Annotated in this window: 11 protein-coding genes and 4 tRNA genes; all 15 read left to right on the top strand. The window is 39.7% G+C overall.

The genetic code is table 11. The features are described from left to right. Positions 1 to 5: 5 nt before the first annotated feature. The 15 genes from ispG to J5A74_09595 all read left to right on the top strand — a co-directional run bounded on the left by ispG (position 6) and on the right by J5A74_09595 (position 12,122). Positions 6 to 1,061, top strand: a complete 1,056-nt coding sequence (gene ispG, locus J5A74_09665; GenBank protein QUI95624.1) for a flavodoxin-dependent (E)-4-hydroxy-3-methylbut-2-enyl-diphosphate synthase — start codon at positions 6 to 8, stop codon at positions 1,059 to 1,061. Further along, positions 1,062 to 5,447, top strand: coding sequence for a PolC-type DNA polymerase III (locus J5A74_09660; GenBank protein ID QUI95623.1), 4,386 nt, complete (start codon positions 1,062 to 1,064; stop codon positions 5,445 to 5,447). 53 nt (positions 5,448 to 5,500) lie between these two features. After that, positions 5,501 to 8,035, top strand: a complete 2,535-nt coding sequence (locus J5A74_09655; GenBank protein ID QUI95622.1) for a hypothetical protein — start codon at positions 5,501 to 5,503, stop codon at positions 8,033 to 8,035. Between the two features lie 199 nt (positions 8,036 to 8,234). Further along, a tRNA-Pro gene (locus J5A74_09650) sits at positions 8,235 to 8,308 on the top strand. A 23-nt stretch (positions 8,309 to 8,331) separates the two neighbouring features. Further along, positions 8,332 to 8,403: transfer RNA gene (locus J5A74_09645), tRNA-Glu, on the top strand. A gap of 67 nt (positions 8,404 to 8,470) precedes the next feature. Next, positions 8,471 to 8,542 (top strand) — tRNA-Glu (locus J5A74_09640). Positions 8,543 to 8,570: 28 nt separating this feature from the next. Further along, positions 8,571 to 8,643, top strand: a tRNA-Thr gene (locus J5A74_09635). Between the two features lie 121 nt (positions 8,644 to 8,764). Continuing rightward, the gene (locus tag J5A74_09630; GenBank protein QUI95621.1) at positions 8,765 to 9,493 is read left to right on the top strand and encodes a hypothetical protein; all 729 of its coding nucleotides are present in this window, start codon (positions 8,765 to 8,767) and stop codon (positions 9,491 to 9,493) included. 61 nt (positions 9,494 to 9,554) lie between these two features. After that, positions 9,555 to 10,019 (top strand): hypothetical protein, encoded by a 465-nt coding sequence (locus J5A74_09625; GenBank protein ID QUI95620.1) that lies wholly within the window; start codon positions 9,555 to 9,557, stop codon positions 10,017 to 10,019. Beyond that, on the top strand, positions 9,985 to 10,212 hold the full coding sequence (locus J5A74_09620) for a hypothetical protein (GenBank protein QUI95619.1): 228 nt from the start codon (positions 9,985 to 9,987) through the stop codon (positions 10,210 to 10,212). Before J5A74_09625 ends, J5A74_09620 begins: the two co-directional genes overlap by 35 nt. A 38-nt stretch (positions 10,213 to 10,250) precedes the next feature. Continuing rightward, on the top strand, positions 10,251 to 10,502 hold the full coding sequence (locus J5A74_09615; protein ID QUI95618.1) for a hypothetical protein: 252 nt from the start codon (positions 10,251 to 10,253) through the stop codon (positions 10,500 to 10,502). 5 nt (positions 10,503 to 10,507) lie between these two features. Continuing rightward, entirely contained in the window at positions 10,508 to 10,801 is a 294-nt protein-coding gene (locus J5A74_09610) for a hypothetical protein (protein ID QUI95617.1), read from the top strand. Positions 10,802 to 11,167: 366 nt separating this feature from the next. Further along, positions 11,168 to 11,413: a phage antirepressor KilAC domain-containing protein gene (locus tag J5A74_09605; GenBank protein ID QUI95616.1), complete on the top strand. Its 246-nt coding sequence runs from the start codon at positions 11,168 to 11,170 to the stop codon at positions 11,411 to 11,413. 389 nt (positions 11,414 to 11,802) lie between these two features. Then, complete coding sequence (locus tag J5A74_09600) at positions 11,803 to 11,940, top strand: hypothetical protein (protein ID QUI95615.1); 138 nt, start codon at positions 11,803 to 11,805, stop codon at positions 11,938 to 11,940. Next, positions 11,940 to 12,122, top strand: coding sequence for a chemotaxis protein (locus J5A74_09595; protein ID QUI95614.1), 183 nt, complete (start codon positions 11,940 to 11,942; stop codon positions 12,120 to 12,122). The genes J5A74_09600 and J5A74_09595 overlap by 1 nt, the downstream gene beginning before the upstream one ends. Positions 12,123 to 12,176: the final 54 nt, after the last annotated feature.

The following is a 12,176-nucleotide window of genomic DNA, read 5'->3' as shown; positions in this document are numbered from 1 at the left end:
AAAAGATGAAGACAAGAGAAATTCATATTGGAAACCGAGTGATTGGTGGAAGTCATCCAATCTTAATTCAAAGTATGTGCAATACAAAGACAGAAAATGTACAGGCGACAGTGGATCAGATTTTGCGTCTCGAGGAAGCAGGATGTGAAATTATCCGAGTGGCGGTTCCGACAATGGAGGCCGCTACAGCCATTAAAGAAATTAAAAAACAAATTCATATTCCTTTGGTGGCTGATATTCACTTTGACTACCGTCTTGCACTGGCTGCAATTGAAAATGGAGTGGATAAGATTCGCATTAATCCAGGAAATATTGGAAATTTGGAAAGAATTCAGATGGTGGTAGATGCCTGTAAAAAGAGAAACATTCCCATTCGTGTGGGTGTAAATTCGGGTTCACTAGAAAAGCATTTGATTGAAAAATATGGCAGTGTGACAGCAGAGGGATTAGTGGAATCAGCACTGGATAAGGTAAGGATCATTGAAAATTTGGGTTACCAAAATTTGGTCATTAGCATTAAATCTTCTGATGTCTTGATGTGTATTCGTGCACATGAGCTAATTTCAACAAAGACAGACTACCCGCTTCATGTGGGAATTACAGAATCAGGGACCATTCAGCGTGGAACGGTTAAGTCAAGTGTTGGCCTTGGAATTATTTTATATCAAGGTATTGGGGATACGATTCGAGTCTCTTTGACAGGTGACCCTGTGGAGGAAGTGACTTGTGCAAAATTAATTTTAAAGACATTGGGCTTGAGAAAGGGCAGTGTTGAGGTTGTATCTTGCCCGACCTGTGGGCGAACAAGTATTGATTTGATTTCCCTAGCAAATCAAGTAGAAAATTTGGTTGCTGGCTATGAAATGGATATCAAGGTCGCGGTGATGGGTTGTGTGGTCAATGGACCTGGAGAGGCAAAGGAAGCCGACATTGGCATTGCTGGTGGCATTGGAGAGGGACTATTGATCAAAAAAGGTGTAGTGATCAAGAAGGTACCAGAGCATCAACTTTTGTCAGCTCTAAAAGAGGAGCTTGATCAAATGTCAAGGGGACAGTCATAAATGAAGAGTTTTTTGGAGGTTTTTCCGACATTGCAGATGGAACATATCTCAAGGGCGCTACTAGAACACATCCAAGTGGAAAAGGTGAGTGCCAATAAAGAAGGCTCAAAGATGAGAATCTATGTTTCATCAGATATATTAGTGGAGAAAAGGATTATCTTTGATTTGGAGGGGATAATTAAGCGACAAATTTTTCCGACCAAGAAAATTCAAATAAAAATTTTGGAGAACTTTCGACTTTCTGAGCAATATACGCCCAAAAATCTCTATGATGCCTACAAGGAAAGTATTTTACTTGAGTTGCGAGAATACAGCATTGCCCAATATTTGATTCTTAAAAAGGCAGAGGTGGTATTTGTTGGTGAACGCATTATGGAATTTAGTGTGGAGCGAACGCAACTTTCCGAAGCCATTGTTCCAGAATTTATTCGTATTGTGGAAAAAATCTTTTTTGAGCGTTGTGGGGTGGATTGTGAATTGAGACCTCACTATATTGCTCATATAGAGAGAAAAATTCAAAGCAAGGACGAAAATAGTAGGGAGAATGGGGGTGATCGAGTTATAAAAGAAAAGTTAGAAAATGGAGTAGATCAAGAAAAGAGAACAGAGGTTTCTGAGAAAAAAACGGCAAAAAGTTCCGGCAAAAAGAAGGAATATATCTCTAGGAGCAAGAATCCGGATGTATTGTTTGGGCGTGATTTTGAAGATCAATTTGTTCCGCTATCTCAAGTTGAGGGAGAGATGGGAGAAATCGTTGTTCATGGAAAGATTGTTGAGTTAGATGAACGATTTTTTGAGCGCTCAGGAAAGACAATGTTTATCTTTTCGTTGACGGACTTTACCGATTCCATACAGGTAAAAATTTTTGCAAAGGAAGAGGATGTTCCTGTGTTGCATGCGGCACTGGTCAAAGGAAATTTTATTAAATTAAAGGGAACAACGAATATTGATAAATTTGACAGTGAATTGATTATTTCCTTTGTTCGAGGAATTAAAAAAAGTGATGCTTTTGGTCAAAATATTCGAACAGATGATGCTCAAGTAAAGAGAGTGGAATTGCATTGCCACACGAAAATGAGCGACTTTGATGGTGTCAGCAGTGCAGCAGAAATTATTAAGCAGGCCGCCGATTGGGGAATGGAAGCCATTGCCATTACTGATCATGGAAATGTTCAGGGATTTACAGATGCCTATCATGCAGTGCAAAAGATGAAAAATCCACCCAAAATTATCTATGGTGTGGAGGGCTATTTGGTAGATGATTTAAAGGAAGTGGTGGTCAATCCAAAAGAAGTGTCCCTAGATGATGGATTTGTTGTATTTGATATTGAGACTACAGGATTTTCACCCACACAAAATCGCATTATTGAAATTGGTGCCGTAAAGATTGTAGAGGGAAAGATTGTAGATCGCTTTTCAACATTTATCAATCCACAGATTCCAATTCCGTTTCAAATTGAGGAATTGACAAGCATCAATGATTCTATGGTGGTGGATGCTCCACTGATTGAGGAAGTATTGCCAAAATTTTTGGCATTCTGTGAGGACTTTGCTGTGGTGGCACACAATGCAGGTTTTGATACTCGATTTATTGCGACCAATGCCAAGCGAATAGGGTATACCTATGATCCAACCATTGTGGATACCGTGACTTTAGCAAGAATTTTGCTCCCACAGCTCGGACGATTTAAGCTTGACACTGTGGCAAAAGCTCTCGATGTTTCCCTAGAAAACCATCACCGTGCCGTGGATGATGCAGAGTGTACAGCAGAAATCTTTTTAAAATTGGCACAGATGCTCAGGGAAAGAAATATTTTGTTACTCAAGGATGTTGAGGGATTGGCCAAGGTGAGCCAAGAGCGCATCAAGAAGATGAACACCAATCACATCATTATTTTAGCAAAAAATGAAATTGGGCGAATCAATTTATATAAATTAATTTCTTATTCGCATCTTAACTACTATGCGAAACGACCAAGAATTCCAAAGTCTGTATTGCAAAAATATAGAGAGGGATTGATTATTGGAAGTGCCTGTGAGGCAGGGGAGCTATTTCGTGCAATTTTGGATGGGCAAGAGGAGGAGGATATCCGAAAGATTGCTGAATTTTATGATTATCTTGAAATTCAACCAATAGGCAACAATGAATTTATGATTGCATCTGATCGCTATGCCATTGAGTCGAGAGAGGATATTCAAAAAATCAATAAAAAGATTGTAGAATTGGCAAAATCCCTAAATAAGCCAGTAGTTGGCACTTGTGATGTTCACTTTTTAAATCCTGAAGACGAAATTTACCGCAGAATTATTTTGGCAGGGAAGGGATTTACAGATGCAGATCATCAACCGCCCCTCTATTTGAGAACAACCAATGAAATGATTGAAGAATTTCATTATTTAGGACCAGAAGATGCCTATGCTGTCGCAGTGACAAATTCGAGAATGATTGCAGATATGGTGGAGGATTTTCCGCCAGTTCGCCCTGATAAATGTCCTCCTGTCATTGAAAATTCAGATGAGTTATTGACACAATCTTGCTATGCAAAAGCACATGAGCAATATGGCGAGAACTTGCCAGAAATTGTGACAGCCAGACTTGAAAAAGAACTAAATTCTATTATTAAAAATGGCTTTGCCGTTATGTATATTATCGCAAAGAAGTTGGTGGAAAAGAGCAATGAAGATGGCTATCTTGTGGGGTCAAGAGGATCGGTTGGTTCGTCCTTTGCTGCCTATACTTCAGGAATTACCGAGGTCAATCCCTTGCCACCACACTATTATTGTGATTGTAAATATGTGGACTTTGATTCAGAGGAAGTAAAGAAATTTTCGGGGATGGCAGGTTGTGATATGCCAGATAAAATTTGTCCAAAGTGTGGAAAGAAGTTAAAAAAGGATGGCTTTGATATTCCATTTGAAACTTTTTTGGGATTTAAGGGAGACAAAGAGCCTGATATTGACTTGAATTTTTCGGGAGAATATCAACCAAAAGCTCATGATTATACTGAAGTTATTTTTGGACAGGGACATACTTTCCGTGCAGGAACTGTGGGAACACTGGCCGAGAAGACAGCCTATGGATATGTAAAGAAGTATTTTGATGAGCATGGCCAGGTCAAGAGAAAATGCGAAATCAATCGAATCACGCAGGGCTGTGTTGGCGTTCGAAGGACGACCGGACAACATCCAGGCGGAATTATTGTTTTGCCTCATGGAGAGGAAATTTATACTTTCACGCCAGTCCAACATCCAGCAAATGATATGACAACAAAAATCATTACCACACACTTTGATTATCATGCAATTGACCACAATTTATTAAAGCTTGATATTTTGGGACATCAGGATCCAACGATGATTCGTATGTTACAGGATTTAATTGGTATTGATCCTGTAAAGGATATTCCTCTTGATTCGAGGGAGACAATGACACTCTTTCAAAATACAGATGCCCTTGGTGTAAAGCCAGAGGATTTGATGGGGTGTAAGCTTGGAGCACTGGGAATTCCAGAATTCGGCACAGATTTTGCTATGCAGATGTTAATTGATGCAAAGCCAAAGGGACTTTCTGATTTGGTGCGCATTTCTGGCCTCTCTCATGGTACAGATGTGTGGCTTGGCAATGCACAGACATTGATTCAAGAAGGAAAGGCGACTATTCGAACGGCCATTTGCACAAGAGATGACATTATGATCTATTTAATTGGTCAGGGAATGGAAGAGGGCGAGAGCTTTAAAATTATGGAATCCGTGCGAAAGGGAAAGGGACTAAGCCCAGAGTACGAGCAAGATATGATTGCGGCAGATGTTCCAAAGTGGTATATTGAATCTTGCAAAAAAATTAAGTATATGTTTCCAAAGGCCCATGCAGCAGCATATGTTATGATGGCTTGGCGCATTGCATATTGTAAAATTTACTATCCATTGGAGTACTATACGGCTTATTTTTCTATTCGAGCAACAGGATTTTCCTATGAATTGATGTGCTTTGGCAAGGAAAAGGTTGAACGGGCTTATATGGAAATTAAAAATAAATCTGATGCCACAGCAAAGGAAGAAGATACCGCTAGAGATTTGCGTATTGCACAGGAAATGTATGCGAGAGGATATGAATTTGAACCCATTGATATTTATAAGGCACAGGCTGTTCGCTTTCAGGTGACAGAAAATAAAAAAATTATGCCAGCACTGACAAGCATTGATGGTTTGGGAGAGTCAGTGGCCAGGCAGATTGTCGAAGCTGCGGCTAGGGGAGAATTTATTTCTAAGGACGATTTTATGAACAGAGCAAAGGTAAATAAGACAATTTGTGAACAAATGGACAAATTAGGTTTACTTGGAAATCTTCCTCAGAGTGACCAAATATCAATATTTGACATTATTTAGTAAAATGATATATTATGTAAGTAGAGTTTTGGGAAAGGGGAACGCTAATTTGTATGAATAATGAATTGAATGCGTTAGTACAAAGACTTCTTTCAGGGGATGCGTCAGCATTAGATGACATCTATAGCACAACAGAAGGTTATGTTCGTGCATTTGTGGGAAAGAAGATTTTGGGAAAGAATGTAGAGGCCTGTATTGAAGAAATCTATGTCAAGTTTTTTTCAGTAGCAAAAGATGCAGACTTATCGAAGTTTGACGCCCAAAAAGTATTGAGAAGTACCATTGTGGAAGTGATTAGTGATGAGAGTGCAAAGGATGAGACGCTTTCACCACTTGATATTAAACTTTGGTCTGGAAAAGATGATGGCTCTGATCCATCAAAAGAATCAAGGATTGATCCTAATGTGGCAACAAATTTGATTGATCGTGTGTTTAGCCAGATTAAAGAAACCGATGCAGAGGCAACAGCACTTTTTTATGTTCAAGGAAGGCGATTGTCTGAGGTATCACAGCATCTTGCTATGCCAGAAAAGAAGGTTAAGGATATTCTCTACTCTGCAAAGAATAAGATAATTTCAGAAATTAAGCGTATGCGCGATAATGGAGAAATTGATTTATTCGGAATGAATCCAATTAGCTACTTTGCTTGGTTGTTGCACAGTGAGCGTTCTCCACAAGCTTTGAAGGAGATCAAGGAACAATTGAGTTCGGTTCTTCCATTTGTAACTGCAAAAAATACAAATGATGTGGAAGTAAAGAAACAGACAGAGACGGTTAAGGAAAGTATATCGGAGAAAAATGCGTCAGAAAAGATGGAAAAACCGAAAGAAGTTGAAACACATTCCAAAGCTGTCAATGAGTCGAATAAGAGCGAAAAAGCAAATGTGGCTGCCAAAGTGGATGTGGCTCATGCAGAAAATACAGAAAAGACAGAAAAGACAGCTAGCTCAGGCAATGTAGAAAGTGTGGATAGCACAAATAGTACAGATGGCATGGGCAATGTGGATCGCACAGGCAACACAGACAATATAGAGAATATGGATCGCACAGCCGATGCAGAAAGTACATTCGATACAGTGCCATTGAGTAAAGAGCCAATTTCTCAGAATGAGTCTGTAGCTGAAGGTGAGCAAGAACAAATTGAGTTGCCAAAAGAAGAAAATATGGATGATGAGCCAGCACAATACATCCAAGGAAATGTAAAGAGTAAGAAGGCAAAGAAGGAGCAAGAAGATTCTGTTCAGCCGGTGGAAGCCTATCATGCAAAAAGGAGAAGGTCAAAACGTCATGAGCAGGAATCAGAGGCTACAAAGATTAGTACTGCAGAATCAACTGCCGAGTCCGCCAATGAGGAAGCATCTAGTGAAATGACGGGTGCAAAAGTGGCAAATTCCGCAAATTCAGATCATTCAGAGACATCTACGGTAGAGGCTACAGCAACTGTAGAAATTACATCTACGGATGCTTGGTATAGCTATGAAAATGGTGATGAGCCGACGCAGGATTATATGGACGAGGGAGATGGCGATTTAGAAGACGATTCAGAATATACTGAGGATACAGAGAAAAGCCAAGGTGAGCAAGAAGATGATGCAAGCGATGGGGAAGACTTTGAGGAAGAGTATACAGATGCATATGAGGAGGAGTTTCATCGCTCCGATTACGAAAATCTCAATGAAGAAGAATTTGTGGCAAGACGCACACAACAACTTTTAGATGATGATGATCAAGAGGTAGATATGCCATCATTTGTACTCAACGAAGACAAGAATGATGAAGATGATGATGGAGAAGAAGACTTCTATGCACTTGTTAATCAACAGAAAAAGAGAAGAAAATGGCCTTGGATCATTATAGCTATTCTTTGTCTGTGTGGAATTGTTTTTGCAGCAAAGGTTTGGAAAGATAGGAATTCTCATAAGGTGGCCGATGCTGTTGTCAAGGAAGAAAGTCAGAGTGCGAGTGCTGTTGATGCTGATAAAAACAGCAAGGGTGAAAAAAAGGATGAGACTTCTTCTGCAGCAGTTGTAGCTTCGGGAACTTCTTCGGCAGAATCCAGTGCAAATGGCAGTGAAGGCAGTGAATCACAAAGTGCACAGGCACAGGAAACTACAATGGCAGTAGCTTCTTCGACTGCTTATAAGGCAATTTATCGCAATTTAGTCAATACAATGGCAGATTCCAATCATGTCTTTGAATCGGGTGAAAACATTGGAGTTGATCAATATGGTTATAATGTCTATGATATGAATAATGATGGAATTCCAGAGTTAATCTTGCATTATATTGGAAATCCAAGTTGTGATGCTGTGTTTTATACGATTGGAACAGATGGAAATCCAGTGCAATTGGGTACGGAAGCAGGAGATTTGAGAACGGGATATTGTGAATCTCCAGATCATAGTTGCTTGTATCGCTACAGTTCTAATGGACCAGATACGATTTATGAGAGATTGACTATTGCAAATGGCAGATTGAATGTAGAAAAGCTTGATGTGCTTCCAGAAGGACTCGTTGATTCATCAGGACAGTTTACAACACCTATGCTTAGATTGTATGACAAGTCAGATTTAAAGGGATTAGAGTAGTTAGAGAGATACGAAGATACTAATATTCTAATTTACTAATTAATATTACAGAGACAACATTAAGTTTGAGACAAAGATGAGGGAATAGAATTCTTAAAAGTGCAGGTTAATCGCATTTTTGAGAATTCTATTTTTTGATAAAAAAGTTTTCAAAAATGGTTGACAAATTCAGAAAATTATCCTATACTTACACAGGTAACGAGGCGTGGCTCAGTTTGGTGGAGCGCAGCGTTCGGGACGCTGAGGTCGCAAGTTCGAATCTTGTCGCCTCGAGATTTTTAAAGTCAAAGTACTTAGGCCGATTGGTCAAGCGGTCAAGACGACGCCCTCTCACGGCGTAAACCCGGGTTCGATTCCCGGATCGGTCACTCCAAAGAACTTTGATTAAAATAGTTGACATAGGTATACCATTATGCTATACTACCTGAGCATTTAGGCCGATTGGTCAAGCGGTCAAGACGACGCCCTCTCACGGCGTAAACCCGGGTTCGATTCCCGGATCGGTCATTAAGTGAACCTGAATGGTTCACTTTTTGCTTATATAGCGCAGTTGGTAGCGCAACTCATTCGTAATGAGTAGGTCGCCGGTTCGAGTCCGGCTATGAGCTGGAAGATAAGCCTGCAAGCAGTGATGCTTGTGGGCTTTTTGCTTTTTTGGACAGAGTAGATTTTAATATCCAGTTGTCACCTTTAAATCAGTGAAAAGTTTATAGTTTTAGTCTGGGCGATATGTATGCCAACTATGCTGATGAAAATGGACTGTTAACTTATGCTCAGCTACACAAGAATGCCTTAGATGCCAGATTACTACAGGAAGTCCAATCGAGGATGAATGATGTCACATTGGTAGAGCAGAGGTTGATTACAGAGACAGTTGAACAGACCTATTCTAATGTCTACAGTAGAATGGTTCAGGCAGTAGAAAAGGCTGTGGATAATCAAGACCTAGCATCTACTTTTGCAAGTGTTCGTTCCTTAAGGGCGGCTGTCAACAATCCGATTCACGGATTAAGTTTACCTACACAGCTAGAGCGAAATCGAGCAAATATCATTTATGGGATTAAGCAGGCGGTGGGCATTGGGTTATCCGTCGGAGACCGATTCGATACGATGGCTAAGCGAGTACAAAAGGCTTTGATTGGTGATAACGGTACAGGTGGAAGCTATGCTAAGTCAGTGCGTATTGTTCGAACAGAAGCCCATCGAGTTCGAGAACAGGGAAACCATGACGCAGCAAGTGACTTAGTATCAAAGCTTGCTCCCGCTGGTTTTGAAATCGTGAAGGTGTGGCACACGATGAAGGACGAACGAGTCCGTCCAAACAGTGTAAGAAAGACCAAGAAAGGATGGAAGCATACCAGCAATGGTCAATACAACCATGTGAAGATGGAAGGTCAGAGCGTGCTTGTCAATGAGCCATTTCAGCTCCCATCTGGGGCAACAGCAGTCCTGGCATGAGTGGCGTTGCGGGGGAGGACATCAATTGCCGGTGCTTTGTCAGCTATGAGGTAAAAAAGTATTGAAGGGGAATGGTAATAACGATATAATACAGTCAGGAGCTGTGAGTGGTGCACGAGATCCAAATAGTACGGAAGCGGATGAGCATGCGGAAAGGTATTATGCTTTAGTAAGAACTATGAAGACAGATGTAACTAAAATTGCTAGAACAACTGGTAGAAGTAAAGAGGAAATTCAAGCAATTAAAAATTATATTTTTATTGACGAGCATGACTTAGGAGGGGGAAGAATTGCAAGATTTGATCCAGATTTTATGATGGCTCAAAGTTGGCAAAGGTTAATGCAAGGGAAGCCGGAATCACATGATTTTACATTGATTAACCACGAGATTATTATGGAAAAAGACTTAATGAAAAAAGGACTTTCGCAAGCAGAAGCACATAAGAAAACTTCAGAAGTATATAATTATGGCAAGGAGGCGGAGGAGTTTTATGGTAGAATTAAGAAATATAAGAGAAAAAGGTGACATTGTTAGGTGTGATTTTTATCCTGAAGATTGCACAACTCCAGGAACAATTGTATATTCACGAGGCGAAAAAGATTCTGTTGTTGTATACCCTGAAGGATATGAGTGGTGTAAAAGTCATGCAAATCATGCAGTGAAATTTTTTAGAAATACTAAGCAGTTGCCAAGTGAAAAAATTATAATGTGGTATTAGATTAAGAATTAAAGCACTTGTGGTTTGGAGGAAGTAACATGATAACAGAGGAGCAAAAGAAAAAGTGGTTGAGTGGAGAATTGAGCTTCGAGGAAAAGGAAGAGATTGTCCATAGTGGTCTCAGTGAAGAGGATAAGAAGTGGCTAAAACGCATTGATATACCTAAAGGGATAACAGTTGGAGAAGTAAGAAAAGTGTCACCAGAAGAGCAAGAGAGAATAGATAAGGCTTTTTTGGAGGAGTATACGCGTTGGATGGAGTCAGAAAAGCGTAAAAAAGAAAAGAGGTAATGCGTATGGCTAGTAACGATTATTTTGTAATTGTTCATAAGATTTTGACTTATCTATACGAGTGCCTAAAGAGTGATAAAGATATTGATTTTACATTGCTATCTTCTGAAAGTTTGTGCATTGGTGAGAAATATTACCAGTACATCCTTTCTAGCTTGATTAGTCTTGGATATGTTGATGGGCTGAAAGAAGTTAAGTCAATTAGCGGAATATCCTTTACCATCTCAGGAATGAGAATATCGCCCAAGGGGATTTACTTTCTGTTTTGCGATGATGTGATGAAGCAGTTGAACAGTTAGCAGGTGACACAAGGGAGTAACAAAATATGACACTCTTGGAGGAAGTCAAGAATTGACTATCATCAACGAGTCTGGGCTTTATAGTCTTATTCTCTCGAGCACTTACCGAATGCGAAAGCTTTCAAGAAATGGGTGACCTCAGAAGTTTTTCCATCAATCCGCAAGCACGGCGGTTATATCAGTGGATAGGCAGAGATGAGTTCTGAGGAGTTGATGGTAAGGGCGTTACAAGTAGCACAGAAGACGCTTGAAGAGACAGAGGCAAGAATAAGCTTGCTAACGGCAGAAAATTCAGTGTTGACCGTCGAGAAACAAATATTGTAAACGAAAGCAGATTATTTTGACGAACTGATTGACCGAAACTTGTTGACGAACTTTAGAGAGGCGGCGAAGCAATTAAGTATTAGGCAAATTGACTTTGTGAACTTCCTACTCGAAAAGAAGTATGTTTATAGGGATACGCGAGGGAAGGTAATGCCATACGCCGATAGAAACACTGGGCTATTTGAGGTAAAAGAGTGCTTTAATGAGAAGACAAAGTGGTGTGACACACAAACGCTTTTCACTCCAAAAGACCGAGAGACCTTTAGTTTGTTATACTTGCAATCTTAGTTTAGATAAAGGCATATTAGAAAACTCTAGGGTGATTTTTAATAGTTATAATAAAAAAATTTAGTATATTTTATTCACAAATTTTCAAAATTACATTGATATATCGGACACGATATATCATAATATAAGAGTAGAAAGAAGGTAAACAAAATGGGGAAACGAAGTTCTCGAAAGAAGAGAAATAAAAAGACTCCTAACAAAATCAATCCGCTAACAAAGGAAATTTTAAAAGGAGTCTTGATAGGGATATAGGTTAACTTAGCAAATAAGTTAATCAATCACCTTATCCATCTTCTCATCACTATGTTTTCCTAGTGATGACAGGGGGTTGGTGCAAACCAGCCCTCTGATAAAAGAATAATAACACAACAACCCATTTAAGTAAAGCTATGATTGTAAAAGTGTTAGAACTATTGGAAATTGTGTCAAAGATTGGAGAATATGTAGGCATTGCAATTATTGTTGCAAGCTTAGGCAGAGGATTTTGGTATCTTATCACAAAATACTTAGAGAAAAGGAGAAGGTAATGGCAACGGCACAATCAAAGGCAACAAGAAAGTATGAGGCGAAAGCTGGTTGGATGTCCAAGACCTATAAGCTGAAGCGGGAGGTCGTAGAGAGGTTTGCACAGGCTTGTGAAAAGCAAGGCGTTAGCCAAGCAGGGCAGTTAGCGAGAATGATGGAAGAGTTCATCAAAGAAAGCGAATAGCGATGTATAGAAAGCACTCTAGCAATAGGGTGCTTTTCTTGTCGCTTTTGAAAG

This window comes from Lachnospiraceae bacterium oral taxon 096, assembly GCA_018141845.1.
Taxonomy (GTDB): Bacteria; Bacillota; Clostridia; order Lachnospirales; family Lachnospiraceae; genus F0428.
Note: the sequence above shows the minus strand (reverse complement) of the source record. Positions and strands in the feature narration are given on the sequence as shown.